At 62.7% G+C, this 26,200-nt stretch carries 21 protein-coding genes; 7 read left to right on the top strand and 14 right to left on the bottom strand.

Annotated elements, in window-relative coordinates:
- Window positions 1–301: 301 nt before the first annotated feature.
- The 9 genes from ACR9ZC_RS05645 to ACR9ZC_RS05605 all read right to left on the bottom strand — a co-directional run bounded on the left by ACR9ZC_RS05645 (window position 302) and on the right by ACR9ZC_RS05605 (window position 11,502).
- A complete protein-coding gene (locus ACR9ZC_RS05645; RefSeq protein ID WP_481579466.1) occupies window positions 302–1,957 on the bottom strand; it encodes a tannase/feruloyl esterase family alpha/beta hydrolase in 1,656 nt (551 codons plus the stop codon).
- A 136-nt stretch (window positions 1,958–2,093) separates the two neighbouring features.
- Complete coding sequence (locus ACR9ZC_RS05640) at window positions 2,094–2,255, bottom strand: hypothetical protein (RefSeq protein WP_481579465.1); 162 nt, start codon at window positions 2,253–2,255, stop codon at window positions 2,094–2,096.
- Between the two features lie 21 nt (window positions 2,256–2,276).
- A complete protein-coding gene (locus ACR9ZC_RS05635) occupies window positions 2,277–4,097 on the bottom strand; it encodes a carbamoyltransferase family protein (RefSeq protein WP_481579464.1) in 1,821 nt (606 codons plus the stop codon).
- Window positions 4,090–6,213, bottom strand: coding sequence for an iron-containing redox enzyme family protein (locus ACR9ZC_RS05630; RefSeq protein WP_481579463.1), 2,124 nt, complete (start codon window positions 6,211–6,213; stop codon window positions 4,090–4,092). The genes ACR9ZC_RS05635 and ACR9ZC_RS05630 overlap by 8 nt, the downstream gene beginning before the upstream one ends.
- Window positions 6,214–6,291: 78 nt before the next feature.
- A complete protein-coding gene (locus tag ACR9ZC_RS05625; RefSeq protein ID WP_481579462.1) occupies window positions 6,292–7,674 on the bottom strand; it encodes an MFS transporter in 1,383 nt (460 codons plus the stop codon).
- A 187-nt stretch (window positions 7,675–7,861) separates the two neighbouring features.
- Window positions 7,862–8,881, bottom strand: coding sequence for a hypothetical protein (locus ACR9ZC_RS05620; protein WP_481579461.1), 1,020 nt, complete (start codon window positions 8,879–8,881; stop codon window positions 7,862–7,864).
- Between the two features lie 45 nt (window positions 8,882–8,926).
- A complete protein-coding gene (locus ACR9ZC_RS05615; RefSeq protein WP_481579460.1) occupies window positions 8,927–9,865 on the bottom strand; it encodes a phytanoyl-CoA dioxygenase family protein in 939 nt (312 codons plus the stop codon).
- 604 nt (window positions 9,866–10,469) lie between these two features.
- Entirely contained in the window at window positions 10,470–10,781 is a 312-nt protein-coding gene (locus ACR9ZC_RS05610; protein ID WP_481579459.1) for a cupin, read from the bottom strand.
- 37 nt (window positions 10,782–10,818) lie between these two features.
- The gene (locus tag ACR9ZC_RS05605; RefSeq protein WP_481579458.1) at window positions 10,819–11,502 is read right to left on the bottom strand and encodes a DJ-1/PfpI family protein; all 684 of its coding nucleotides are present in this window, start codon (window positions 11,500–11,502) and stop codon (window positions 10,819–10,821) included.
- Window positions 11,503–11,662: 160 nt separating this feature from the next.
- Here ACR9ZC_RS05605 and ACR9ZC_RS05600 point away from each other — a divergent pair, with 160 nt between their 5' ends.
- Window positions 11,663–12,625 carry a GlxA family transcriptional regulator gene (locus ACR9ZC_RS05600; RefSeq protein WP_481579457.1) on the top strand — a complete coding sequence of 321 codons (963 nt, stop codon included), beginning with the start codon at window positions 11,663–11,665 and terminating at the stop codon, window positions 12,623–12,625.
- A 27-nt stretch (window positions 12,626–12,652) separates the two neighbouring features.
- On the opposite strand, the gene ACR9ZC_RS05595 is transcribed toward ACR9ZC_RS05600, so the two are convergent.
- Window positions 12,653–13,243 carry a BPSL1445 family SYLF domain-containing lipoprotein gene (locus tag ACR9ZC_RS05595; protein WP_331570672.1) on the bottom strand — a complete coding sequence of 197 codons (591 nt, stop codon included), beginning with the start codon at window positions 13,241–13,243 and terminating at the stop codon, window positions 12,653–12,655.
- A 300-nt stretch (window positions 13,244–13,543) separates the two neighbouring features.
- Here ACR9ZC_RS05595 and ACR9ZC_RS05590 point away from each other — a divergent pair, with 300 nt between their 5' ends.
- Both ACR9ZC_RS05590 and ACR9ZC_RS05585 read left to right on the top strand, forming a co-directional pair.
- Complete coding sequence (locus ACR9ZC_RS05590) at window positions 13,544–14,113, top strand: hypothetical protein (protein WP_331570670.1); 570 nt, start codon at window positions 13,544–13,546, stop codon at window positions 14,111–14,113.
- 8 nt (window positions 14,114–14,121) lie between these two features.
- Window positions 14,122–14,640 carry a hypothetical protein gene (locus tag ACR9ZC_RS05585; protein WP_481579456.1) on the top strand — a complete coding sequence of 173 codons (519 nt, stop codon included), beginning with the start codon at window positions 14,122–14,124 and terminating at the stop codon, window positions 14,638–14,640.
- A 42-nt stretch (window positions 14,641–14,682) separates the two neighbouring features.
- On the opposite strand, the gene ACR9ZC_RS05580 is transcribed toward ACR9ZC_RS05585, so the two are convergent.
- The 4 genes from ACR9ZC_RS05580 to ACR9ZC_RS05565 are packed head-to-tail and all read right to left on the bottom strand — an operon-like array spanning window position 14,683 to window position 18,733.
- Complete coding sequence (locus tag ACR9ZC_RS05580) at window positions 14,683–15,339, bottom strand: DUF2894 domain-containing protein (RefSeq protein ID WP_481579455.1); 657 nt, start codon at window positions 15,337–15,339, stop codon at window positions 14,683–14,685.
- Entirely contained in the window at window positions 15,332–15,979 is a 648-nt protein-coding gene (locus ACR9ZC_RS05575; RefSeq protein ID WP_481579454.1) for an OmpA family protein, read from the bottom strand. Before ACR9ZC_RS05575 ends, ACR9ZC_RS05580 begins: the two co-directional genes overlap by 8 nt.
- The gene (locus ACR9ZC_RS05570; protein WP_481579453.1) at window positions 15,976–17,925 is read right to left on the bottom strand and encodes a DUF802 domain-containing protein; all 1,950 of its coding nucleotides are present in this window, start codon (window positions 17,923–17,925) and stop codon (window positions 15,976–15,978) included. Before ACR9ZC_RS05570 ends, ACR9ZC_RS05575 begins: the two co-directional genes overlap by 4 nt.
- A gap of 10 nt (window positions 17,926–17,935) precedes the next feature.
- The gene (locus ACR9ZC_RS05565) at window positions 17,936–18,733 is read right to left on the bottom strand and encodes a DUF3348 domain-containing protein (RefSeq protein WP_481579732.1); all 798 of its coding nucleotides are present in this window, start codon (window positions 18,731–18,733) and stop codon (window positions 17,936–17,938) included.
- A 332-nt stretch (window positions 18,734–19,065) separates the two neighbouring features.
- On the opposite strand from ACR9ZC_RS05565, the gene tssE reads away from it, so the two are divergent.
- From tssE to ACR9ZC_RS05545, 4 genes are all read left to right on the top strand, one after another.
- Complete coding sequence (tssE, locus tag ACR9ZC_RS05560) at window positions 19,066–19,548, top strand: type VI secretion system baseplate subunit TssE (RefSeq protein ID WP_481579452.1); 483 nt, start codon at window positions 19,066–19,068, stop codon at window positions 19,546–19,548.
- Between the two features lie 62 nt (window positions 19,549–19,610).
- A complete protein-coding gene (gene tssF / locus ACR9ZC_RS05555; RefSeq protein ID WP_481579451.1) occupies window positions 19,611–21,452 on the top strand; it encodes a type VI secretion system baseplate subunit TssF in 1,842 nt (613 codons plus the stop codon).
- Window positions 21,453–21,474: 22 nt separating this feature from the next.
- Complete coding sequence (gene tssF / locus ACR9ZC_RS05550) at window positions 21,475–23,328, top strand: type VI secretion system baseplate subunit TssF (RefSeq protein ID WP_481579450.1); 1,854 nt, start codon at window positions 21,475–21,477, stop codon at window positions 23,326–23,328.
- Window positions 23,329–23,496: 168 nt separating this feature from the next.
- Window positions 23,497–26,199 carry a type VI secretion system Vgr family protein gene (locus ACR9ZC_RS05545; protein WP_481579449.1) on the top strand — a complete coding sequence of 901 codons (2,703 nt, stop codon included), beginning with the start codon at window positions 23,497–23,499 and terminating at the stop codon, window positions 26,197–26,199.
- The last annotated feature ends 1 nt before the right edge of the window (window position 26,200 follow it).

The following is a 26,200-nucleotide window of genomic DNA, read 5'->3' as shown; positions in this document are numbered from 1 at the left end:
TCCTTATACAGAAGTGTCGGCATCACCGTCATCGCGCAATAACTCTCGTCGGTGCCGGGCCGGCCAAGATGGCTTGAAACGCCCTGCTGGCACTGTCTCCAGTACTTCATCGAACAACTATCGAAGTTTCGTCCACGACCAAGCGGTCCGGTTAGTTTGTCTCCGGCCCCTCAATGTATTACGACGCGTCACCGGCAGAAAGCGCCGCAATGCCGCCCAACGGAACGACAACACCCGCAGCTCGTCGGGGTCTGGAGAGCAGCGGATCAGGGACGTCAGCTAAGCCCGCACCGCCAATCATTCACTTTTCGTTTTCCCCATCCACCGCCTTCATGCACTTAAAACTACTCGCCAAATTGTGACCCCCCGTACCGCTATAACGCGACTCCATCGGATACACACAAACCGGTCGCTCGAACTTCACCGCGCCGCTCGGATTGTCGCCGACGTACTTTGTCGAGATGAGGCGGACTGGCGCCTTGCCGTGCTCGACCCACGCCTGCAGTGCAGTAACGACATCACGCTCCGGCGTGTATTGCGTCGGCGGCAGCGATCCGCCGATCGTGGTCGGACCGGGACCGATCCCGCAGTGCCCCATGCCTGGCACCATTAGTAGCCTCAGCGAGCGCTGTGCCTTCGCGATGCCGCCTTCGCGCTTCGCGACCGCATCAAAATATTCGATCGGCTTGGTAGGCGCATTGACTTCGTCCGCCCAGCCCTGCGTCATGATCACCTTGCCGCCGCGTGTCTCAAAGCGGGAAATGTCGGGGTTGGTTGCATTTAGCAGCGGCGCGAGCTTCCGGTCGACGAGTGCCGAGTCGGCGCCGAAATCGTAGGTCGTCCAGTCCCAGTCGGCGTTGCCGAACACCGCGCTCGCGAGCAGCGGCTGCGCGTAGTAAGCCGCCAGGTGATTCTGGATCGCCCCCCACGCGAGTTCGCTGCCGCGCGCAAATCCCGGATACAGCGCCTCGCCGGTCGACGAGTTACGGGTCGGCGAATACAGCCGCTGCGCCTGACGAACCTGCGCAGCGCTCAGGCAGTTCGCCGGGTTGTCGCCGGCCTTGCACTGCAGCTGCGCCGGATCGAAATGGCATTGCATCGGATGTTCGAGGAAGCCGTCTTCGAGCGCATGCGCGCCGCCGCAGTTTTGCAGCACTGCGTGATTGAGCAGTGCGAGCGCGTCGTGGGTGAGCAGCGCGTCCGGCTGATGCGCGGGCAGCATCGCGCCCCACAGAAAACTTTCCATCAAATGACTGTAGTAGACACCCGGCGAGCGCGCCGACACGCCGTCGTAATCGTCGGGGAAATATTCGACCTCCGTCATCGCCTCGACACCGCCGCACGTATCGAGGTACGCATACCGTGCGCTCTGACCGTAGTAGGCGCGAACGATTTCTTTTGCGGCGACGGTCATCAGGTGGATCGACAGATGTCCCCAGTCGCGCAGCTTGTCCGGGTTGGTTGCCCAGTCGAGCAGTTTGCCGGGTTCGCCCGAGCCTTTCCCTTTGTAGCCGGTGTCGCTGTTCACCGCGGCGAATCCGCGCGTGACGGCCGCGGTCAGTTCGTTGTAGTCGATGTAGCCGCCGAAGCCGGTCTTGCCGGTGCCGAGCAACCGACCGTTCCAGTCCGCGAGCGGCAGCCACACTTCGACGCCGAGGTGTTTTTCCGGCGCGGTGCTCACCGTCGCGACGACCCGGCAAACGGGCGTGCCGGTCCTCACGGTCGTGCCGTCGACGTTCTTCAGGCGGCTGTTGGCGGGCAGCGCCTGCGCGAGTTCGATCCGCGTGTCGTCGATCTGCGCCTGCTGAAGCGCGGCGCACCTGGCGAGCTGCTGCGCGTTATCCTCACCGGCCGTCGCCGCGGCGCTGTACGCCGTCAGACCGGTTGCGATGGCCGTCCACAGGAGCAGCCTTCGCTTCCATGACTGAACCCCGTTGCGTGTGCCGCTACTGTGCATATCGCCTGCCTCCATTATTTTTTCGAGTACGTTGAAACGAATGACGACACGCTCGATCGCAGAGATCGAGCGTCATCCGCACCGCTTCGAACACGATCGCGGAAACGATCCGCCTGGCCCGCGCCTGGGGCCGCGTTCAGATGCCGTATTTGCCGAAGCGGCGGCGGCCCTGAACGTCCCAGGTCGATAGGCGCATATGAAAACGGCGACCGAAACGCGAGCCGCCAGTGAGCCGTCTCCACGCCCAGACCGGCAGCAGGACACACAAATAGAGGAGCGACGCGATGACTCGATGCATGGCGGTATCGTCCTGATTGTTTTAGTCGAGCGGGATTTCGGCGCGCCAGTCGTCGGTTTCGAGCGGCGCGGTCTGCTGCGTTTTCAGCAGCACGCACGACCCGAGCACCAGCACGTCGATTTCGGTGCGCATGAAGCAGCGGAACGCCTCCTGCGGCGTGCAGACGATCGGCTCTCCGCGCACGTTGAACGACGTATTGACCAGCACCGGGCAGCCGGTCCGCGCCTTGAACGCCATCAACAGACGCGCATAGCGGTTGTTGCGCGCCTCGGTCACTGTTTGTATCCGCGCCGAAAAATCGACATGCGTGATCGCCGGCAGATCGGAGCGCACGTCGTTGATGCAACCGAGCGAGCGACGCGGCGTGTCGCTTTCGCGAATCTTTTCCGATACCGGCGCGACGATCAGCATGTACGGGCTTTCGCCGTCGAGCGCGAAATAGCTGCTCGAATATTCCTTCAGCACGGACGGCGCGAACGGCCGGAACGACTCGCGGTGTTTGATCTTTAGGTTCATCGTCCGTTGCATCGCGGCGTTACGCGGATCGCCTAGAATCGAGCGCGCCCCGAGCGAGCGCGGACCGAATTCCATGCGCCCCTGGAACCAGCCGACGACCTTCCCTTCTTCGAGCGTGGCCGCGACCGTGTCGAGCAATTGGGCTTCGTCGAGTTGTTCGTACATGTGCCCTTCCGACCGCAGAAACTCGACGATCTCGTCATCGGAGAATTGCGGCCCGAGGTAGGCGCCGCCCATTGCGTCGTCGGAGGACCGCGTCGCGCGGCCTTCGTGTCTGATCGCGGTGTCCAGCGCCGCGCCCAGCGCGCAGCCCGCGTCGCCCGCGGCCGGTTGCACCCATAGGCCGCTGAACAGCCCCGATCGCGCGATGCCGCCGTTCGACACGCAGTTCAACGCGACGCCGCCGGCGAGGCACAGATTCGGCATGCCCGTCATCGCCTTCGCGGCCTTGACGAGGCCGAGAACGGCGCTGTCGGTCACGGCCTGGATCGATGCGGCGATGTCGCATTCGCGCTGCGTGAGCGGCGCTTCCGGCGAGCGCGCGGGGTTGCCGAAAAGACGTTCGAACGCGGGGCCGGTCATGCGCTGTCCGCGCAGAAATTCGAAGTAGTCGAGGTTCAGCGAAAATGAGCCGTCATCCTTGAGGCTCACAATGTAATCGCGGATGAGCTGCGTATAGCGCGGCTCGCCGTACGGAGCGAGCCCCATCAGCTTGTACTCGCCCGAATCGACCTTGAAGCCGCAGAACTCCGTGAAAGCCGAGTACAGCAGCCCCAGCGAATGCGGATAGGAAATCGAATTGACCAGATCGAGCCGGTCGTTGTCGCCGCACCAGATGGTCGTCGTGTGCCACTCTCCGACGCCATCGATGCAGACGACCGCTGCCCGATCGAACGGCGACGCGAAGAACGCCGAAGCCGCATGCGAGCGATGGTGCGGGATAGCCGTCGCGCGCGGGCCGCGCCCCAGACCAAGCTGGTCGAGTTCATGGTCCACCGTCTGCAATACGTTGCGCTTCCAGTCGAACCATTGCGGCAAGACGCGGGAAAATGCCGCGAATCCGCCCGGCCCCGCGCTGCCGAACGACGACAGCATGCGCCGGAACTTGACCTTCGACTGCTCGTAATACGTGATAGACGAGAGATCGGACAGTTGCAGCCCCGCTTCGGCAAGGCAATAGCGCACGGCGTGGCGCGGGAAAGCCGAGTCGTGACGCTTGCGTGAGAAGCGCTCTTCCTGCGCGGCGGCGACAGGCACGCCGTCGACGATCAGCGCCGCAGCGCTGTCGTGATAAAACGCAGACAGTCCCAGATGGGCTTTAGGCATATGACGACTCCCGCGTCATCCTCGCGCCCCGTGGACGCTTCTGATGTTTAAAGAAGTCGAGGTCGGTGCTGCGCTTCGTGAGCGGCGCGAGCGCCTCGTACCCTGCCCGGATGCGTTCCCATTCGTCGTGCGGATCGACGAACTGCGTCGCGACCGCCATGTGCGCATCGATCGCATCGGCGGCCCATGCTGAGTGGCCCGTCGAAACGTTGTCGATCGCGTTGTGCAGGTCGACGAAGTGCGTCGAGAACCCGTGATGCTTCAGTACCTTGCGCGCCGTTCGATAGCTGCCGCCGACGCCCGACAGTTCCATCGCCAGATTGAGCCCGAGAATTTCCGGCCGCAGCGTCGCGGGCAGTTTGCCAAGACACAGCCAGAACACCGGCAGCCTGAGCGACTCGTCGCGGATCCGCCGGTCCTGCGCGAACGCGCGCGATCCGGTCGGCGCCAGTTCGATCCCCATCGATACCAGCAGATCGCGATAGATCTTCGGATGGTTGATCGACCAGTTGCCGTTGCCGAGTTCATCCCAGTAGATCCGGAAAAGCGGCGCGCCCACGCTGCTCGATGCATACGCGACTTCGCTGAAGCCCTGCAGCCACGCGCCGTCGATCAGCGTCAGCGGCGCGAGCTGCAGCGTCTCGTCAACGAGCTTCTCGCGGCTTGGCATCGATTGTTCTTCGCTTCGCTGGAACGCCTCGTCGTGCGTTGCGTGCGCGTCAAGCAGCCAGCGTCGAAGCGTGCCGTGCTGCCATGTCGGCGGCAGCGAGCGGTTCGACGCATCGATCGAACGCCGCGCGACCGACAGCCAGAAGCGCGCGTAGCCGAGCGCGAAATCGCGCGTCCGCGGCGCCAGCGCGCGGCCTTGCAGCAGGTGATACGCGTCGCGGATGTCGTCGGGCACGGTGCCGAGCGAAGCATCGCCGGCTTCGATCCGGCGAGGATGCTCGGGTGCCGGCGATCCCGCCTCAATCGCTGAAGGCTGCGCTTCCGGCAGCGCTAGAATCCATCGACGGATCACCTCGATGTCTTTCGGCAAGAAGATGCGGAACATGCGCCCGTCGGGCCGCAGCAACGAACCGAGCAGCATGCTCTGGTCAGGCTGGCCCGGATGCACCAGCCGGCTGCGGGACAGCGCACCGACGAGCGGCAGCGGATCGCTCTTTGCCTCGATGAACCACGCGTTTAGCGGCTTGCCTTCGAGTTCGAAACTGTGGTGATAGACGGCGGCTTCCCCTGCGCGCTCCTGGATGAGTCGCGCCATCGCGAGCACGGGATCGCCGGCGAGCGCCACGACGGCATCGCATTCGGCGCGGTCCGCCGCGAGCGCGTGAATCGCCCACAGCATGCCCTCCTTGATTCGCGCATGATGACCGGCATCTATGTCGTAGCGATCGAGAATATGGCGTGATAGTGAGACCGGCGTGTGGCCCGGCGGCAGCGCATCGGTCTGCGGCTCGGCCAGATCGAGCCGTGCCCATCCGGCGTCGTTCATGTACCCAGACAACATGCGCCAGGCCGGCAGCAGGCCGATTGTGCGTAACGCGAAGTCGAGCCCCGCGATTTCCGGCATGAACGCGTCGCTGCGCCGGCTCAGCGCCAGCAGCAGCGCGGGGAAGCGGAACGCGCCGTCGCGCAGGCTGCGGTCCGCGACGAGTTCGTGAGGTTGCCCGGCCGACTCCGTGAGGCCCGCGCTTCGCGCGATCTGCCGAAAACCGTCCGTCCTCGACCGCTCCGCCTTGCCGACGCCGATGTCGTCGGCGAGCAGCGCGAGCGTCTTCAGTTGTATGTCGTCTTCGAAATTGCCGGGGCAACTCAAGCCCTGCAGCCATCGGCCGAGCGCGGACGCCATCGGCGCGCCATGCGCGAAAAGGCCGCGAACCACGTAGCCGACCTGCCCGAGGTGCGAGCCCGCTTCGATTGTCGAGCGCAGTTCCGTCTCGTCGCGGTGGGCGCGTTGAACCAGATAGGCGGCGAGCGAGTCGATCGTTGCGCTCGACGCCGCGGGCAGCGTGTCGATCGTCGGCGATCCCGCCTGGCGGACTAGATCCCGCAGGTTGTCCGCGTCGAGGAACAGTTCCGGGGTCAGCGTCAGTCTGTAAATGTCACGCCACATCGCTAGTGTTCCGTTCGCTTACGCGCCTGAATCCGAAAGGTCCGTCTGCCCGGAGCCCGACACCGCCTCGAACCGCCGTCATGCGCCGCGCTTCGACAAGCCCGCGTGGTCCTCGCGGCGAATGCCGACCCACACCGTCAGCCACGCGCAGCCGAGCATCACGACCGACGCGCCGGCGGCGATGCGCAGGCCGGGCACGATGTGATCATCGCCGCCCGCCACCAACGCGCCGAACACCGCGACCCCGACCGCTCCCGCGGCCTGGCGCGCGGCGTTCAGCACCGCTGACGCCGTGCCCGACCACGTCGGCTCGACGCTCGCGAGGATCGTCGCTGTCATCGCCGGCACCACCAACGCCGCGCCGCCTGGGATTAGCAGAAACGGCGCGAGCATCGTCAGGAAGCTGCTGTTCGCATCGAGCCGCGACAGCAGGAAATAGCCGACGGCGCCGATTGCGCTGCCGAGCAGCATCGGCAAACGCGCGCCGAAACGGCTGTTCAACCAGCCGCTCACGAGATTCGCGACGACTGACGTCGCGGTGAGCGGCACGAACGCGAGACCGGCCTGCACCGCGCTGTAGTGCTTCACGTGCTGCAGATACAGGCTGAGCACGAACACGAGCCCGTAGTAAGTCAGGTTCACCGCGACGCCGAGCAGCACCGCCTGGCTGAAATTCGGCAGACGGAAGAATCGCAGCGGCAGCATCGGATGCGCGACGCGCCCTTCGACCACGACGAAGGCCACCATGCACGCCGCCACCAGGGCGAAACCTCCGAGCACCTGCGGGTGGCTCCATCCGAGCGCGCCGCCCTCGATCGTCGCGCCGCACAGACTCGTCAGCGCGAGAATCGCCAGCACCTGTCCGGCGAGGTCGAGCGGACGCTTCGTGCGCAGCGTCTCGGGCAACCGCCAAGTGAGCCCGAAACCGAGCGCGCACAAAGGCAGGTTCGCGAAAAAAATGCTTCGCCATCCGAAGCTTTCCAGCAAGATGCCGCCGACCACCGGCCCGACCGCGATCGACCCGCTGCCGGCCGCCGTCCACAATGCGATAGCCCGCGCGCGCAATTGCCGGTCGTCGGCGCAGGCGTGATTGAGCAACGCCAGCGAAGGCGGCACCAGCAGCGCTGCGCCGGCGCCTTGCACCGCGCGCGCGGCGATCAACTGCGTCACCGAGCCCGCCGCCCCGCATGCCGCTGAGGCTAGCCCGAAGATCCCGAAGCCGATCAGGTATGCGCGTCGCGCGCCGAAGCGATCGGCCATCGTGCCCGCCGACAGCAGCAGCACGGCGAACGCCAGCGTGTATGCATCGACCACCCATTGCAGCCCGGCAAGCGGACTATCGAGGGCGATCCCCAGCTTCGTCAGCGCGACGTTGACGATCGTCACGTCCAGTTGCACGACGGCGAAGCCGAGGCCTGTGGCGATCACGGTCCACGTCACCGAGGGTTTCGAGTCCGTCATATCGGGTAAGGCGCAGATGGACAAAGGCTCGGCTGAATCATCGTGTGTTCCTTACTCCTCGATTCGAACGGCGGCCATACGCGGCGCATCAAAACATCGGATAGATGGACGCGTCTTTCTGCTTCGCCTCCTTCTTTTTGAGGCCGAACATCCGGAGAATGAAGTTCCATAGTGTTTTCATGCCCGTTCATCCTTGATCCAGTTCACGCAAAAGAAGTTTTGCAACGACTTCTGAGCCCTCGTCGGTGAAGTGAATGCGATCGACGAAAAGCCACTGATCCGGTAACGCTGCCTTGGCCAGAACCGGCGTGAAATCAATGAAATTGACGCCCATCGCGGCGATGCCCGGTTGCAGGCACTCCACGAAAGCCCGATGCGTCTCGACGGCGCAGACGTCGCGATACGTTTCCCGGAACGAACCCTGGTGATCGAGTTCAGCGAAGATCGCCCGCTCCTCGCGCGAGCCGATGGGACGCACCCAGTCGGCGAGTGGTTGCAGCACGTAGGTCAGCTTCGCGCCGATCGCCGCGCAGACGATCCGCCACGAGTCGAGATGACGAAGAATCAGGTCGGCTGTGTATTGAAGCTGTTCGTCGAACGGCAGCACGCCGTCTTCCTGCGCAGCTTGCTTCGCGTCTTTTGCGTCCTTCTTGAACCAGCCGGACAAACCCGATGCTTTCTCCTTCTTGCCGGTCAGACGATCAAAGAATTCGCGGCTGAAGAAGAACCCGCCGTGCTCGCCGCGCAGCTGGGCCGGCAGGCGCGACAGCACGAGATCGTTGAGCCCTGAGAAAATCACGACTTCCTTGATCGGCGGCAGTTGGTGCCGGTAAAGCGAAAAGTGGACGAACTCCTGAATCGAGTTGAATGCACGGCCGCCGACGTTCACCCACAACTCGTCGCGCGGATCGTTTTCGGTCAGCCGCGAGGCGAGAGTATGGCGGTCGGCGGTCGCGCCGGTCCCGAAAACGGTGGAGCTGCCGACAAGCAGGCGCACTGGCTCCGCCTGGTTCAACGTTGTCGGCGAATATCGCTTGCCCCGTGCGACGGTATAGCGAAAACCCGAGCCGTCCGTCGACACGATATCCGTGTTGAAGTTGGCCGGATGGAAATACATGATGTACGGCAACCAGCCGAGGTTACTCGGGTCCATGAAGTCACCGACATAACCCTGCATTTGTGGCGTGAGGTCTGAAACCGCGGACATCTATGTCCCTCTTTCGGAGTCTGTCTCGAAGTTGAAGAGGTCAAATTAGGCTTCGGAGCGCGCTTCTTTCGTCGTTCCGCTTTTTAGCCGCGAAATCATGCGTCGCACGATTTCCTGCACCGGTTCGTCGTCTTGCTGCGACGGGACGAAACCCGGATGCCGCGCGTTGAAGTCGCGGCTTTGCTGCGCCCAAGATTCGCAGCCCGCGAACGGCATCGACGTGCTCGGATCGTACGACGGCCACGCGCGGTATGTGTTGATGCCTGGCACCGGCTCGCCTCTGACGAGGATCGGATTCAGGTAAAGGCCTTCGCTCGAAATCGTCGTTGATGTGTTGATGAAGGCGATATCGAGACCGCATCGGCGCTTCGTCGACGTGTTCGGCTCCGAGCTGTGAATCAGATTCGGATGGTGCACGGACACGTCGCCCGGCTGCAGTTCGATGTCGACGACGTTGCAGGAGCTGATATCGACGTACTCGTCCTCCATCGAGGACATCAGCAGATTGGGCACGTCGCTGCGCAGGATCAGCTTGCGCAGCGGAAGCTTGTGCGAACCCGGCACCATCCGCAGACAGCCGTTCTCGGTCGTGCTCTCGTCGACGGCGAGCCACAGCGAGGTTGCTTGCATCGGCGACAGCTTCCAGTACGCGCCGTCCTGATGCCAGAGCACGGCCTGGCCGTCCAGCGGCGGTTTGCAGATGTAATGCGCGGTGAAACAGGCCAGGTCGGGGCCAAGAAATAGCTCGGCTATATCGAGCAGGCGATTGTCGGTTACGAGGCGAACCCAGAATGCATCGTCGCGCATTAACGGATGATGAAGATGTTCCGGCCGGAATTCGGGAAATTTCTCGCGCAGCCAAAGGAAATGCGCCTTCGCTTCGGCAACCAGCGCAGAATCGATGACGTTCCTGAAAATGGTGAACCCTTGCTTCTCGTATTCTTCCAGGTGTTGTGCGTATCTTCCTTCATTTACGACCAGCATTGACTGTCTCCGTAGCTCGATGGTCGAGGTAATCAGTGGGTAATATGAAACACGAAGAGCAATGCCTAAAACCCGGATGCTTCAGGGCTTCTGCATGAAGGATCCCACCGGACGCTGGTTTGCCGCCCTAAGGTTAGGAATGTTGAACACCCGGAAACGGCCGAGCTTTAAAACACCGCTCTGAGCGATTTCGACTCGATGAAGAGCTAAATTTAGCGTATCATCGATATGCGATGCGCATGATCTGTTACGAATTGTTTTTTTGAGCCGGTCTCCAGCTAATCGTCAAGCAGTCGCAGGGTCGCTTGTCTGCGCTGTATTCAGCTGCCAATGCCGGGCTAGCACATGTCGAGCCTCGCATGTGAGACGGACGTCCAATATTAGATTGGATGCCGCCGAAACAATACCGAAGTATCACCATTGAGAAGAAGCAGGGGGATCGTATGGCGGTGGGTGATTATGTTCATGGTTCCAAGGCCGCATCCGTGCGGGGCACCATCATATGTAAAGTCGGCATCGATTGACGTTCGAGCGTAACGCTCTGCGCTAGGAGACTGTTTTGGTCGAGTCACTTTAAATTCTCTCTTCTGAGACCGTTCCTCGACTACACACTTCCCTCACGCTCGACCACGAGAATACGCGCCACCCCGCGCGGGTGGGCTACATGCTCGCAGCCTGTATCGGCGAAGAAGACGTCCCCCGTTTCGAGCGTCGCCACATGCTCGATCCCGGCGCTTCGATAATGCATGTCCACCACACCATCGAGTACGGCAAACACCTCTTCACCGTCATTGATGTGCCATCGATACGGCTGATCGGTCCAGTGCAGGCGCACCGTCGTGCCGGCCAAATTGGCGATATCGATAGCGTCCCAGGCGCGCCTGCCTTCGAACGCTTTGCTTCGAATAACTTTCAATGCGTGCTCCGTCGATTATCGATGCAACGCGCCACGCTCACGCCCGTGACGCTTCCACGATCTCATTGACGACTGCGGCTCGCTTTGCAAGCGAAGCGGCCGAACGCGCCTTGCCCATTGCCAGAATATGAGCGGGCGCCGTATCGGGACTGCCCGAATCGAACGGCGGCGCGGGCGCGTATTCGAGTTCCAACTGAATCGCCTGAGCTTCATCGTCGCCCGCCAATTCCGCCGCGATGGTCAATGCGAAGTCGATGCCGGCCGTGACGCCCCCACCCGTCAATAGATTCCCATCGCGAACCACCCGGCCGTGCGTCGCAATGGCGCCCAGCGGTTCGAGCAGCGAATGAAATGCCCAGTGCGTAGTGGCGCGGCGGCCACGCAATAGCCCCGCGGCACCCAGCAGTAGCGAGCCAGTGCAAACGGAGGTGACATAACGCGCGCCGGCTGCTTGCTTGCGAACGAATGCGAGCGTTTCCTCGTCGCGCATCAAGTTCGTCACGCCGCTGCCGCCCGGTATGCAGATGACGTCGAGCTGAGGGCAGTCGCTGAAAGCGATGCTCGGCGTCAGCAGGAGTCCGCTGCTCGAGGCAACGGGCGTCCGCGTTTTCCAGACCAGGTGCACCGTGGTATCCGGTAGCGATGTAAGCACGTCATGCGGCCCGGTCAGATCGAGTTGCTGAACTTCTGGGAATACGAGAAAGCCTACTTGCAGTGTCATGAGGTACCTCGGCGATGGAATGGAACGGAACGATGCCGGTTCGCTGCGGCCGGCGCGGATCGCCCGTCGACAAGACCATTCTATGCGTGTACCGTATGGCGGAAATGCCATTTAACCCACATTTCCTGCCACGCCAATTTAGAAGCCGATTGTCCAAGCGATGTTTCCGATTCTGATTCTCGCGTTCCCCGATGCTCAGTTGCTCGATATCACCGGGCCGCTGCAGGTTTTTGCCTCGGCCAACGAGCTGGCTGCGGAAAGTGGGCGGCCGCGGCCGTATGCAGCGCATGTCGTCGCAGCGGAGCCCGGCGCGGTAACCACCTCGTCAGGGCTCGCCGTGGTAGCCGATGGACTCCGTTCGGCCGCGAAAGGCATCGATACACTGATCGTTCCAGGCGGCAGGGGGGTTGAGGCGGCGTCGCAGGACGCGAGGCTGACGCGCTGGGTTCGCAAGCAGGCGAGTGGTGCGAGACGTGTCGTGTCGGTATGCAGCGGGGCCTTCGTGCTGGCGGAAGCCGGCCTGCTCGACGGGCGTCGCGTAGCGACGCACTGGAGCCGCTGCGAGCAATTGGCGAAACGCTATCCCGCGCTCCAGGTGGAAGCGGACCCGATCTTCATTCGGGACGGCTCGATATGGACATCGGCCGGTGTGACCGCAGGCATCGATCTGGCGCTGGCGCTCGTCGAAGAAGACCTCGGCAGGCCTGCCGCCCTCGATGTTGCGCGCGAGCTCGTGGTCTTCATGAAACGCCCCGGCGGGCAGGCGCAGTTCAGCGCGTTGCTGTCGATGCAACAAGCGGGCGACCCATTCGCCGAGCTACATACATGGATGGCCGAGCATCTGGGCGCCGACCTCTCGATACCGGCATTGGCGCGCCGCGCCCGCATGAGCGAACGCAGCTTCATGCGGCACTACCGCGCCGAGACGGGCCGCACGCCGGCGCGAACGGTCGAGCAGTTTCGGGTGGAAGCCGCGCAGCGCTTGCTGGGCGAAACGTCATGGTCGATCAAACGCATCGCCTCCCGGTGCGGATTCGGCACGGAAGAAACGATGCGCCGCACGTTTATCCGTCTGCTACGCGCGACACCACAGGCGTATCGCGAGCGGTTCGCCTCGCAATGATGCGCGCCGCAGGCGCCTCCGCACAGTTCAGATAACGAGCCGCGAGATCTTGGTGCCCTCGAGCGAGACGCCCGCCATCAATCCCGCATTCGTCAGAACGAAGGCTTCCACGGGGCTCAGCGTCGTCGATGTATCCACGTTGCCGTTCGCCCCGACATGGAGTACGGCTACCGTGGCATCGACGCCTGCCGCCCACCCTTGGCTGTTGACGAATTTGTCGAGCGCCTCTTGCGTCATGAACAGCATGACGATGGCTTTGGATTGCGCACCGATCTGCAGTCCGAACGATGCGGCCGCGATGCTGTAGTAGCCGCTCGTCTGCTCGCCTATACGCAAGGCGCCCTGGCCGTATTGGCCACCGAACCAGAAGCCGGCCGAAATGACCGAGGGAAACACGAGCACCCCGCGCGCCTTGCCGACGAGTTCCCGAGAACCGTTGACGGTGGCGTAGAGCCGGGACAGCGTCGAGTTGACGTCGGCATCGATCGACTGACGCCGTCCGGCATTGGCCTCGGGCGTGGCGCTCGACGAAGCGGGCGTGGTCGTGCATCCGGCCAGCGAGAGTCCGCCCGAAGCCACGAGGGCACTCGTCATCGCAATGAATTGACGGCGTTGCATGCATTCTCCTGATGATGTGAGCGGCGCGCGATGTCTCGATTTTCCGCACGTCAGTGTCAGTGACCCGAAAAGAGGGGACGGAGTTCCTGACAGATAGTTGCGCGAGAGGTGACGCGAACAGATACTGGCCGATACGGGACGCGCAAGCACCGTTTGCTGCCGCTCGCCGCGGTTTGCAATTCTTTGCGTTTTTCGAGTTGCACGGCGCACACCATCCTGTACCATGCTGCGGCACGGAAAACCCTGGCGATCCCGCGCCTGCTCGAGGCCGGGCTCGCACCACCATCGAACACTGAACGCATGAAAGATCTCGGACATCATGCCGCTTGGCGCAGCGGTTCGTTCATCGTATCCCGCGCCGTGCTGGCGGTCGTCGCGGCCACGCTTGGCGCCGCGCTTGCCGGCTGCAACTCGCTCTATACGGAAGGCGCGACAGCAGGCGCCGGCGTTGCGGGTGCCGCAGTCGCCAGCACGGTCACGCACAACGCCGCGACGGCGGCGGGCATCGGCCTGGGCGCCGTCGCAGCAGCACGAGCTGGTGTTCAGTTCTCCCAGCGAATCGTTCATCGCGACACCCAGGACAGCATCGCCAAAGTGGCCGGGCCGCTCGGCGTCGGGGCAGTGGCGAATTGGAGCGCGACGCATTCGGTGCCCATCGAAGAGGACGAGCACGGACGTGTCACGGTGAGCCGTGTCATCAGCCAGGGCGCGCTCGATTGCAAGGAAATCGTGTTTTCGGTCGATCGGCCCGCGAAAAAGGACACGCCGGCGTCGAGCGCGTTCTATGTCGCCGCCGTTTGCCAGGACGGCAATGCGTGGAAGTGGGCATCGGCGGAACCCGCCACCGAACGTTGGGGCGCGCTGCAATGAGCGGGCCGATGACCCCACGCGCGCCGTTGATGCGCTTGATCGCAGTAGGGACCCTTTCCATTTACGCGGGTCTTGCTTTGAACGGTTGCGCATCGGTGGGGGCTGCGGCGGGCGCCGTTGCCGGTGCGGCGACAGGTCTGGTGTCGGCCAATCCTGCCGTCGGTATCGGCGTCGGCATTGCGGTGCAGGGCGCAACGGACGAGGCAGTCAAGCGCTACACGCGTTCGATGCATACCGATCAACAGGACGCGATTTCCAGCGCGGCCGGTGAGATGGATGTTGGGCAAACGCGTCCGTGGCGCGTCAAGCACCGCATCCCGCTCGAAAACGGCCACGGCGAGGTACGCGTGACGCGCGCTTTCGCGACGCCGCTCGTGAGTTGCAAGGAGTTCGTGTTCTCGGTTGTCGATGGGGAAAAGCCCGGCGCGCCGCAGCACTGGTATGCGGCGAGCGCGTGTCAGCAGGACAGCCGATGGAAATGGGCGTCGGCCGAGCCGGCGGTCGAACGTTGGGGCACGTTGCAGTAACGTGCGGGCACGAGGCGGCCGTTTGCAGCGACGGCGTTCGCGTCAGCGCGATTTGCCGCGCGCGCTCTTTTTGACGGGGGCGGGACGCGCGCCATCTTTCGCCGCCATCCCCTCGCTTTCGTTCAATTGTTCGATCCAGGACAGTGCGTCGACATAGCCCAGGAATTGGCGCAGGTACTCCGGGGACAGCTCGCGCATCAACGAGAGCGAGCGATATACGAGGCTCTCGGAATTGAGCGGCCCCGCATTCCCGGGCACCTGTTCGTGCGATTCGCGTAACCGGCGCTCGGTGCTGAGCTTGGACCACGTGTGCCTGAAATAATCGAGTGCTTCCGGCTCGGGATCGAACCGCGATGGACCTGCCGTGCCGCCGATTGCAGGACGATCGCCATCGCTGGGCGCACGATTCGCGGCCATCTGGTCGACGAGCTCGGCCAGCGCGCTACGCGGGCGCGGGTTTGGCGTCATCGGCATGTCGCGCTCAACCGCAACCGGCGCGGCTTTTTCAAGGTCTTCGGCATAGGCGTCGATCAGCCCTGCGATTCGCTCGTCCAGAAGGCGACGCACCTCGCCCGTCTGGTACGCGGCCCGGCGTGCAAGCGCTTCGATCGCACGGAAGCGCACCGGCTTCAGGCGATCGGCACCGCTTTCGCGCCATGCTTGCAGCATCGAGGCTGGATCGAGGGCCTCCTTAGCCATGGGACCTCGGCGCGGCGGCCGCCGCCTTTGGCATCGGCGCGAGTTCGACGCGTCGATTCCTGGCCCGGCCTTGTTCGTCCGCATTCGAGCTCACGGGCTGTTGGGAGCCGAACGCGGCGGCAAAAACCGACGACGGTGGAATGCCTTCGTCGATCAACGCGCGCGTCACGGTCAGCGCACGCTTGGCCGAGAGTTCCCAGTTGTCGGCAAAGTGCCGGTTGCCTTCGCGGACCTGCAGATCGTCCGCGAAACCGCTGACCATCAGGATTTCCTCGTGACCTCGTAAATAGTCCGCCAGCGGCCCTGCAAGGCTCTTGAGCAACTCGCGCCCTTGCGGCTGCAGTTGGTCCGAGTTGAGCGCGAAGAGCAGGCTGCCGCTAATGCCGATGTGTCCGTCGACGAGCGTCACGCGGCCCGCCGCGAGCGGCCCGGCCAGCGCCTGCTCCAGTGTTTTGCGCCGCTGCGCTTCGAGCTGACGTTCCTTGATCTCTTTGTCGAGCTGTGTGGAGAGCTCCATTTGAACGCCGATGACGCCCACCAGGATCAGCACGAACACACCAAGCAGAACCGACATCAGATCGCCGAACGCGGCCCAGATCGGCGCACCCGCTTCGGCGCCGGCTTCGATTTCCTCGTTCATGCCGCCTCGGCTCCGGCGGATTCCGACGTGCGCTGCGTGGCGAGCCGCTGCAAATCTTCGACGATCTGCTTTTGCGACATCATGCTCAGATCGATGACTTCCCGCGCTTGGGCGACGTAGTAGGCGAGTTGGTCATCGCTGCGGGCGAGCGATTTGTCGAGTGCCGCTTCGATGCGCTCCAGATGCGCGACGAGTTTTTCGTTCGCGTCGCCGAACAACTGTGTGGCAGCGCCGAATGCTTCCGAAAGACTCGCCACTTCGATTGCGCTGCTCGTCATCTGCGCGACAACGGTGCCGAGCTTGTCCGACTCGGATCCGAGCGTTTCGGTGAAGCGCTGGCCTGCGCGTTCGAGCAGACCCGAGGAGGTCGCAATCAGCTCGTCCACGGCCGAGCGTTGACGAGTCGAAGCGTCGTTGACCGCATCGAGCAGCGTATTGAACGTCGCCAGCATGCGGCTGCGCTCTTCGAGCATCGCCGTATCGCGCGCCATACTGTCGGACAGCTTCTGACGCAATTGCGCGACGACTTCGGCCGCGAGCTTCGGTGCCTCCGATGCGGCTTGCATCAGGCGCGCAATCTCGGCGATCGTCTCGCTCGCATGGGCCTGCGTCTGGGCTGCCGTTTCGCGCATCGTGCGGGACAACGTATCGCAGATCTCCTGCTGGCGGCTTGCGTTGCCGGCACCCGCGCGCTCCCATTCCTGACTCAAGGCCGCGGCCATCGCTTCAAGCCGTTGGGCCCAGGCCGCGAGTCGTGTTTCGTCGCGCGATGCGAGCAGATCGGCCAACCGGACGTGCGCTTCACTCGTGGACTGGAGCAAAGACGCCGAATGCTGCTCGAATTGGGCAGCCGCTGCATCCACATACTGTTGCGCCGACGCGCTCAGGCGCGCGACGAGCGCCTCGTTCGATTGCCGATGCGCATCCAGCGCGCCGTTCCAGATCTGCGCCACCGCGGCGCTCGACGTTTCGAAGCCTTTCGATAACCCATCGAGCTGGCGCTCCACCGACCGAGCGATGCTGTCGCGCAGCGCGACGCTCTCGCGTTCGAGGCCGGCCATCGTGGTTTCGACGACCGGCTGGAGCATGGCCCCCGCGTTGCGGGCGTTTTCGGCGATGCTCTCTTTCAGCGATTGCTCGACCGACGACGCGAGGCGGAGATACGCCGCTTCCGTCTTGCTGTGAAACGCTTCCTGGCTGGCCAGCTGCCGCTCGTTCGACTTCAGGTTTTGCTGTTCGATCGCGATGGTCATGGCGTGCAACCGGTCGACCAGCGTGGGCATCGCATCGGCCTGCCGCTGTAGCAATCGGAACACTTCGTCGCGCTGATGCGCAGGCGAAAACGCACGCAGCGTCGTCGCGATCTTGGCATCGAGCAATTCGACGGCTCGCGTGCGCTCGCGTCGGCAAAACGCAGCGAGCAGGCCCAGCATCGCCGAAGTCGCGACGCCGGCAATCGAGGTGCCGAACGCGAAGCCGAGCCCTTTCACCGGCGCGGCCAACGAAGCCCGGATCGCTTGCAGGTCGGCGGCGCTTTCGAGTGCCGCACCCGTACCGCGAAGCGTCGCCATCATGCCGAGCAGCGTCCCCAGCATGCCGAGCAACACGAGCAAGCCGACCAGGTAGGGTGCGAGTGCAGGCGAGGGCAAAGGGCCGCGCGTACCTTCGATGCGCTGGCGCACCGCATGGCGCAGGCTCGCGGGCACGCGTTCGAGCCACGGCCCCAGCGCGGGCGGCGGCTCCGCGAGGTCCGAGACTGCTTCGATCAGTCCGGACGTCGCCCGATGATGGCGTTGCAATTCGACCGAACCGGCGACATAACACGCGCCGATCGACAGCGTGACGATGAGCGCCACCGGGTTCGAGACGACATAGCCGGTACCAATCCAGGCAAGAACGGCGAGACCGGCCAGGAACACTGCGAGATGAATGGGATTCCTAAACATTGGGTCCGGATTAGCAGGCGCGAAGGGCGGCAAGCAGCCCTTGCACCGGTTGAAAACGAAGATCGAGCTCGGCGTGCAGAACACACTGCATGTCGTAGCGGAACGTGTCCAGCCACGCACCGGGCTCGATCGTGGTGAGGCGGCCCTGAGCCTGCGCTTGTGCTTGTGCTTCTCCGTGTGCCAACCGTTCGGCTTCGGCCGTACGCAGGCGCTCGAAATGCCCACGCAGCGCAACGGGCGCACTGCTCAACAGATGTTGCTCGCGCGCTTCGAGCGCGCGCTCCATTGCAGCATCGACCGACGCAAGGCGGGCCATCGCGCTCGAGCGCATTGCCAGCGTCGCCCTCAGGCGGCGGCGCAGATTGCCGATATGGGTCTCCATGCTCTGCTGCAGCGAGAGGTAGCACTGTCGAAAGAGCGTGTAATCGGCTGCGTCGTCGCCCTTGTCGTTGCGCCGCGGCGCGTGCGCGGGTATCGATGCGCGCCCGGGCGTTCCGCGCGTCGCGAGCCTTGCGGGCATCAATATGCTGTCGCCCGCAATGGCGCGAGCCAGCGTTGCACGAACGCGATCGCACTCGCTTTCGCATGCTTCGGCCGTGCCTAGCGGTTGGGCGTCGGCGACGACCACGGCGGACGCGCCCCCGCCGAGCGCCGAGGAGAGCGCGATGGCGTCGGTCCAATCGAGCCACCCGCTCAGGTGCTGCGAGAGCGTCTGCGCGGGTTCGGCGACGTTGCTGTCTGTCAGGCGGGCGAGCAGACGAATAAGTGTCGGACCGCTCAGTGCTGAGCGCTGTGGGACTGTCACGATACGGCTTTACGAGCGGAGTCGAAAAACCTGACAGTTTACACGCTGACGCGGGATCGACCTCCCTTGTCGGGGGCGGCGGCTTCGGCGCCGCTGCCGTCGGGCCTCAGGGCGGTACGCGTGCCTTCGCGCCACGAAACCGAGTGATAGCAGGATGGTTCGAGCGCCAGTCCTGGCCGGCTTCATCTGGAACTCGTTGCGACTTAGCGAGCATTTTCAGATATTTCTGATTTTCTCGGCAGCAGTGCGAGCGTTCCATCAGGCGCTGGAGCGGTCCTGTATCATACGCCTCGCACTTGAGAGGGTGCATCACTACCAATTTTTCAAAAAAATAGATGAACCGTTTCGAACCTAGTCTGCTCGACAAATTGTTCGGCGACGGCCCGAATCAGCCGGCGTCCGCCGTCGTGCGGCAGCTGTCGCTGGACGAACTCAAAGGTACGGTCGCGCGCCATATCGAGTCTCTTCTGAATGCCCGAATTACATTCACCGAGGAACGCCTCGCCGGGTTCGACGAATGCCAGCGGTCGGTGCTGACCTATGGGCTCAACGATTTCGCAGGGCTTAGTCTCGCCAGTCACGACGACCGGGAGACCATCTGCAAGTCGATTCAACGCGCGATCGAACGCCACGAGCGCAGGCTCAAGCACGTCGAGGTCGAACTGGAAGTGAACGTGCAGTCCACGAACCTGCTGTGCTTCGCCATCAAGGCAATGCTGGTCGTGCATCCGGCCTCGGAGCCGGTCAACTTCGACGCCATGCTGCAACCGTCCACGCTGCAATATTCGGTCAGCCGCGCACGCCCGAAGAGGCTCTAAAAGAAGGCCACGAACACGATAGCGCCGCACCGGCCGGCTAGCACACTGATCCTGAGACCCAGATGGAAGAATTACTGCCGTACTACGAGCGCGAGCTATCGCATTTGCGCCGTTATTCCGGGGGCTTTGCACAGCGCTATCCCAAGATTGCGGGACGCCTTTTGCCGGCCGACGAGCACGGCGACGATCCGCACATCGAGCAATTGATCCAGGCGATAGCGCTGCTCGATGCTCGCATCGGCAAGAAGCTCAAGGATGATTATCCGCAGTGTGTCGAGGCGCTGTTGGACGTGATGCATCCGCATTATCTGCGCCCGTTCCCGTCATGCTCGATTGCGCAGTTTTCCGTCACTGCTGCCACAGGCGGTAAGCCGAACTCCCATAAGCTGGCACGTGGCACGGAGTTGGTCAGCCGGTCGATCAACGGTGTTCAGTGTCGATTCAAGACCGCCTACGACGTGACGCTTGCACCGCTTGCGATCAGCGAGGCGCGTTATCTGCCGGCGGCTGCGGCCCCTGTCGTTTTGCCGCTGAACGCGGCGGGGATAGTGTCGATGACATTCGAATCGACGGCCCCGCACCTGGATTTGCGATCGCTCGTCCTGCGTACCGTCCGCACGCATTTGAATGGCGAATCCTCATTCATCGCGGCGCTCGCCGATGGTTTATTCATTCATGCGCTGGCAGGCTATGTGCAAGCTGATGGCGATGGTAGCTGGAAGCCGTTGCGGACAGTACCCGTCGCGCAGGCCGGATTCGATAAGAACGATGCACTGCTCGACTATCCGGGGAGATCGCACCCGGCATACCGTCCCCTGGCGGAATACTTCGGCTTCCCGGAGAAACACGATTTCGCCGACATCGATCTCGGCGCGATACTCGATACTGCGGGGCCATGCCGGAGCGTGACGCTGTACGTGGTGCTGAAGGAAGGCCACGGTAACCCGCACGCTGCGCGCCTGCTGGACTCGTTGTCGGCCACGCACTTTCGCCTGTTCTCGACGCCTGTCATCAACGTGTTTCGCCGCCCCGGCGAACCTATCCGCGTGACGCACCAGGAAGTCGCGTATCCGGTCGTGGCGGATGCAAGCCACGCGGCCTCTTACGACATTTATTCGATCGATTCAGTGAACGTCGTGCGCCAAACGCAAACGCGCAGCCGCGTCATCGAGTTCCGGCCGATTTTCTCGCAGCGCTACGGCGATGACCCACGGTCCGTGCATTACTGGTTCACCCGCCGCGACCCAGCGGTGGCCTTGGCAAGCCCCGGCTACGAAACGGAGATTTCGGTCATCGACACCGATTTCGATCCGATGGCGTCGCACATCGATACGTTGAGTCTCGAGCTGACCTGCACGAACCGGAATCTGCCCTCCAGACTCGCCATCGGGCTCGAGGGCGGCGACTTGTTCTTGCGGGACAGCGACGAGCATGGCCCGTCGATCGGTGCCGCCATGCTGCGCCGTCCGACGCAGACGCTGCGCTTCGAACGCAGCGACGCGTTGCATTTGAGGTTTGCTACGCACCTTGCGCTCGATCATCTCTCGCTTGCCGATATGGGTGTCGACGCGCTCAAGGCGGCATTGGTGTTATACGACCTACGGCGCTCCGCCGTGACATCGCGGCATATCGAAGGGATCGTGGGCGTCGAGGTGCGCGATGCCGCGATTGAGCTACCGGGAAACCCATCCATGACGGCAGTGCCAGGGACTGAATTGCGCGTGACTCTCGACGAGAAGCATTTCGTCGGTGCCAGCATCGCAACGTTCGTGGGCATGATCAATATGTTTCTCGGTTACTACGTGCAGCTCAATAGCTTTGTTCAACTGGTCGTCCTTTCGAAATATACGGGCGAACCGATTGTGCGATGCAAGCCGCGCAGCAGCGACTTGATTCTCGGGTGATGGAAAAGGGAGACCTGTGCCGATGACGACACGCCACGGCGAGTTCGACGACGATCTACTTCGACATTATTACGAGCGAGAACTGGAGATTCTGCGCCGGGACTTGCGCGCGTTCGCACAGCGAAATCCAGAGGCGGCCACCCGATTGTCCATCAATAGCGATGGACGTTCGGATGACGCGGGCGTGGAACGCATGGTGCAATCGACAGCCATTTTGCACGCCCGCCACAGCGCAAAAATCGATGACGACTATCCCGAGTTGTCCGAGGCACTGATCGAACGCACCTTTGCGCAGTACCTTCGGCCCTTCCCGTCGTGCTCGGTCGCACAATTCGACATGGCAGGGATGTTCGATAGCTTGACTGAATCCGTCCGGATCGAGCGTGGGACGCAGTTGAAGACGACGGAGGGCGGGTGTTTGTTTCGAACCACGTATAACGTCGTGCTGGCGCCGGTGGAAATCGCCCGAGCCCAGTATGCGACCACGCCAACGGCTCCGCTTAGCGTCAAGCTGCCGCCCGATGCCAGTGGCATGCTCTCCGTGACCTTCCGCTCTGCCAAGATCGGTAGCGGCCTCGATGTGGCTGCCCCGGCTACGCTGCGGGTCCATCTCGCCGGCCAACCGTCAGTGGTCGCGGCGCTGATGGATACCATGCTGCTGCGCACGGCGAGGGCTTATGTCGAAGACAGTGAAGGACGCTGGGCTCGGCTGCCGACGATTGCCATTGCACCGGTGGGGTTCGGTCCGCACGATTGGCTAGTCACAGATGCAAAAGAGCCCGGCCAGACGTTCGGGCTGCTTGGCGAATACTTCGCTTATGCCGAGCGCTTCCATTTTGTCGACATCGATTTGGCGTCGGTGTGTGCGGCGGCACAGGGCGAACCGGCGGGCGAACCGCAGTCCGAACAATTGACGCTGCATTGGGTGGTAACGGATGTGCCGCCGAATTCGCGCGCCGCTCAGCAGCTCGCGCATCTATCGGCGGATCACCTGAAGTTGTTCTGCACACCGGTCGTCAATTTATTCGAAAGAAAGGGCGTCTCGCTCAAGTACGATCGGCAAAATGGTGTGTGGCCGATCCACGCGCAGGCCAAGAACGACGCACACACCGAGGTGTGGTCGGTCGATCAAGTTTGCACCGAGCAAGGCACTCGGCTGCGCTCGTCGGCCGCGCTGATGACCGGTCACGCATCCCCCACGTGGACATTCATGCAGCGCAGTGGTCCCGCATCGCTTGAGACCGGGCTCGCTGCGGCGCTGCGTCTTGACGGCACCGACGCTCGAGTGAGGACGGGGCCCGAGATGGACACACTGGTAGCCGACGTGACGTGTACCAATGGGGATTTGCCGCATTCCTTGCCGTTCGGCGCATCGGGTGGGGACATGCGGCTGGCAGCCAAGAAATCCGCTACCGAGAAAATCGCGTTGCTCCACGTGCCCACATCGGTCGTTCAGCTTTCTCGTACCAACGGTGCATTGTGGCGGCTCATTGGTCAGCAGACGCCCCACGCATTAAGGTTGACTCAGGCCGGGTTGCCGGCCCTCAAGCAACTGTTTCAGCAATTCGCGCAACTTTCGCCTTCACAAGCGCAGCACGTCGACGGCATCACGGGCCTGAAGCACCGGGCGGTCATGACCCTCATGGCGAGAGCGCCGCAGCCGGCGATGGTGCGCGGGCTCGAGGTCACGCTGGAAATCGACGAGCAACGCTTCGTCGCGCACAGCGTCGCCGTCTTCGCACGCGTCATGGAGCGCTTCTTTACGCCGTACGCGCCGACCAACAGTTTCGTTCAATTGGTCATTGGCTCAAGCACTCATAGCGGCGCCGTTTTGTGGCGAGGCGAGCCGGTGAGAGGCGGATCGGCGCTATTGTGAAGACCGGCTGTAAGGGAGCAACTATTGCCGAAAAACATGAATGGATCGGAAATATTTTCTTTGCGAACGATCGACCATTCCTAACAATGCTTTGAGGTATTTGGGCGTGAAGAAAATCTATGTAAAATCGCGCGACTCTAAATGCCGACTTCTTCGTCAGGCTTGCTAATGAATACGAACTTGTCTGTTCAAGATCTGCGAAAGATCGCCACGGGGATGCAGCACAATCGGCTATTGACGCTGGCGTTCCCGGATGGCAAAGCGCCGTACGAGGTCCTGTTGGTGAATCGCCTCGAAGGTGAGGAATCGCTCTCGTGCGATTTCCGGTTCGTGATCGAGATCCTGTCGGATAACGCAAAGCTCGATCCCAATGAGTTCGTCGGCAAGCTCATTGCGGTGAAATTGCTGCGCAACGATGGCAGCTATCGGTATTTCAATGGACACATTTTTTCGTTTCGGCTCGTGCGGAGCGACGGGGGCATCGTTTTTTACGAAGCCGAAATGGGTCCGTGGACCCGGTACCTGACGCTACGCAAGAATAACCGGCTGTTCCTGGATCAAGATATCCGAGGCCAAACTGCCACGATCTTCTCCGATTACGGCACGCTGGCGGTCTGGCAGTGGAAGGTCTATCAGAAGGACCCTTCGATGACGATGGCGTGCCAGTTTGGCGAGCACGACCATAACTACGTCCACCGCCGCTGGGAGCACTTGGGGCTGTGCTACTGGTACGAGCACACGGCGACGGAGCACAAGCTGATCATCTCCGATCCGGGGCGCCAGGAGCCGGTCATCGACGGTGAAAGCCCCAAGGTTCCTTACCAGAGCCAAGCCGGCTCACAGGAAGCGGACGGGATCGCGTCGTGGTCGTTCATTCAACAAGTCACGTCCACGCACATTGGTGAGTCGACTACCGACTTCAAGGCCATGCCCCATTTGAACGCGCGTAGCGGCGGGTTCGTCGATGCGCGCACCGACGCATGGGCGAGTGATCGCGGGCAGAAGCTGGAATGGTACGACTATGCAGGCCAGTATGCGCACCGCGACCTGGAAGATGGGGAGTGGCAAACCAGTCGCCGTATCGAAGCCATCGAGGCGATTGCACGTGAGTGGGAGGCCACCGGAAACAACCGCTTCGTGATGCCGGGGCGATGGTTTCAGTTGACCGACCACTTCGGATATTCGATCAGCGCCAGCCATTTCGACGATGAATATCTGATTACCTTTGCGCATCACGTTGCGACGAACAACTACCTTCAGGGTGTCGGCGCGCAGGCGACGTACAGCAACCGATTCACGTGCGTGAAGAAAACCACGCCGTGGCGGCCGATGCGCGGATTGAACAGCGTCGATACACGCATCTTGGCGCCGCAGACGGCGATCGTGGTCGGCCCCGAGGGCGAGAGCTTATATACCGACGAGTACGGGCGTGTGCTGCTGCAGTTCCATTGGGATCGAGAGGGCAAGGACACGACGTGGGTGCGCGTATCGAGCGGCTGGGCGGGCGGCAGTCAAGGGATGAGTGCGCTGCCCCGGATCGGGTCCGAGGTGGTCGTTCAATGGATTGACGGGAACCCTGACCATCCGCTTGTAACGGGGCGCGTGGGGAGTGCGATGAACCTGCCGGCGTGGCGGTTGCCGCATCAGCGGGCGCTGACGGGCATTCGTAGTCGTGAACTTGTTGGCGATACCGGCAACCGGGGTGGCGGGCGTAGCAATCATCTTGTGTTTGATGATACGGCCGATGCCATTCAGACCCAGCTGCGCAGCGATCATCAAGCAAGTCAATTGTCGCTCGGGAGTATTACGCGGATCGAGGATTGGCAGGGGCGGCAGGATGCGCGCGGGGAAGGGTTCGAGTTGCGCACCGATGCGGTTGGGGCGATTCGCTCGGGCAAGGGGATGTTGGTTAGTACCGAAGCACGACAGCAGGCGACGGCGCACATTGCCGACGTCAGCGAGCCTGTATCGCGCCTCATGAACGCGCAAACGCTGCACGACGAACTCGCCAAGCTCGCCCAGCACCACCAAGCGCAGGACAACGGCGCTGACCAAACAAAGGTGGCGGATGTGCTCAAATCGCAGTCCGACGGCATCCGGGGTTCGGGCGCTGGTAAGGGCGCATTTCCGGAACTCAGCCAGCCGCATTTGTTGCTCGCCGGCGCAGCCGGTTTGGAGATGACCACGCCGGCTACTGCGCACGTGACCGGGGGCCAGCATGTCGCGGTCACGTCGGGCGAGAACGTGTCGATCGGCGCGGGTGGCAGCCTGTTCGCCAGCATGCGCAACTCATTGCGTCTTTTTGTGTACCGGGCCGGCATGCGGCTCGTTGCAGCCGCTGGAGATATTGATCTAAAGGCACTGAAGGACAGCATCAACCTACTGGCAAAGCTGAATGTGACGGTGACGGCCAACAAAATCACGATCAGCGCCCAGCAGGAGGTCGAGATCAACGGCGGCGGCAGCTATACCCGCTGGACGGCGGGGCAGATCAAGAGCGGCACTTCAGGCGGATTTGAAGTGCATTCGGCGAGCCGCACATTGGTGGGTCCCGACAGCGTCAGCACTCCAGTCATGCCAGCGCAGGCACCGGAGAAGGAGCAACTGCACTTTGCTCTGCAGGCGTTAGCAGGTGAGGGCCATCCAGTTGCCAATGTACCGTACGACATCTATAAGGGCGGCGCCAAGATCGGGGAGGGTGTTACGGACGAATTCGGGCGCATCGTCGTGAAGAACCACGAGACGGGCACCCCCGCCTATACGGCGAAGCTGAGCAATGGTGCGGAATACGATCTGGACGTCAAAGACGCGCTCAACGACGACCCGGATCATCTCGACCAGCGATCCAACCGGGGCGAACGGCAGGTCTGAG

This window comes from Trinickia sp. HAY1-2D (assembly GCF_056754935.1).
The sequence above is the reverse complement of the archived record's forward strand: the minus strand, read 5'-3'. Positions and strand labels throughout refer to the sequence as shown.

Excerpts from the sequence above, each read along its gene's own strand:
- ACR9ZC_RS05645 (WP_481579466.1), bottom strand. The coding sequence starts at position 1,957 with ATGCACAGTAGCGGCACACGCAACGGGGTTCAGTCATGGAAGCGAAGG.
- ACR9ZC_RS05640 (WP_481579465.1), bottom strand. The coding sequence starts at position 2,255 with ATGCATCGAGTCATCGCGTCGCTCCTCTATTTGTGTGTCCTGCTGCCG.
- ACR9ZC_RS05635 (WP_481579464.1), bottom strand. The coding sequence starts at position 4,097 with ATGCCTAAAGCCCATCTGGGACTGTCTGCGTTTTATCACGACAGCGCT.
- ACR9ZC_RS05630 (WP_481579463.1), bottom strand. The coding sequence starts at position 6,213 with ATGTGGCGTGACATTTACAGACTGACGCTGACCCCGGAACTGTTCCTC.
- ACR9ZC_RS05625 (WP_481579462.1), bottom strand. The coding sequence starts at position 7,674 with ATGACGGACTCGAAACCCTCGGTGACGTGGACCGTGATCGCCACAGGC.
- ACR9ZC_RS05620 (WP_481579461.1), bottom strand. The coding sequence starts at position 8,881 with ATGTCCGCGGTTTCAGACCTCACGCCACAAATGCAGGGTTATGTCGGT.
- ACR9ZC_RS05615 (WP_481579460.1), bottom strand. The coding sequence starts at position 9,865 with ATGCTGGTCGTAAATGAAGGAAGATACGCACAACACCTGGAAGAATAC.
- ACR9ZC_RS05605 (WP_481579458.1), bottom strand. The coding sequence starts at position 11,502 with ATGACACTGCAAGTAGGCTTTCTCGTATTCCCAGAAGTTCAGCAACTC.
- ACR9ZC_RS05600 (WP_481579457.1), top strand. The coding sequence starts at position 11,663 with ATGTTTCCGATTCTGATTCTCGCGTTCCCCGATGCTCAGTTGCTCGAT.
- ACR9ZC_RS05595 (WP_331570672.1), bottom strand. The coding sequence starts at position 13,243 with ATGCAACGCCGTCAATTCATTGCGATGACGAGTGCCCTCGTGGCTTCG.
- ACR9ZC_RS05590 (WP_331570670.1), top strand. The coding sequence starts at position 13,544 with ATGAAAGATCTCGGACATCATGCCGCTTGGCGCAGCGGTTCGTTCATC.
- ACR9ZC_RS05585 (WP_481579456.1), top strand. The coding sequence starts at position 14,122 with ATGACCCCACGCGCGCCGTTGATGCGCTTGATCGCAGTAGGGACCCTT.
- ACR9ZC_RS05580 (WP_481579455.1), bottom strand. The coding sequence starts at position 15,339 with ATGGCTAAGGAGGCCCTCGATCCAGCCTCGATGCTGCAAGCATGGCGC.
- ACR9ZC_RS05575 (WP_481579454.1), bottom strand. The coding sequence starts at position 15,979 with ATGAACGAGGAAATCGAAGCCGGCGCCGAAGCGGGTGCGCCGATCTGG.
- ACR9ZC_RS05570 (WP_481579453.1), bottom strand. The coding sequence starts at position 17,925 with ATGTTTAGGAATCCCATTCATCTCGCAGTGTTCCTGGCCGGTCTCGCC.
- tssE (WP_481579452.1), top strand. The coding sequence starts at position 19,066 with ATGAACCGTTTCGAACCTAGTCTGCTCGACAAATTGTTCGGCGACGGC.
- tssF (WP_481579451.1), top strand. The coding sequence starts at position 19,611 with ATGGAAGAATTACTGCCGTACTACGAGCGCGAGCTATCGCATTTGCGC.
- tssF (WP_481579450.1), top strand. The coding sequence starts at position 21,475 with ATGACGACACGCCACGGCGAGTTCGACGACGATCTACTTCGACATTAT.
- ACR9ZC_RS05545 (WP_481579449.1), top strand. The coding sequence starts at position 23,497 with ATGAATACGAACTTGTCTGTTCAAGATCTGCGAAAGATCGCCACGGGG.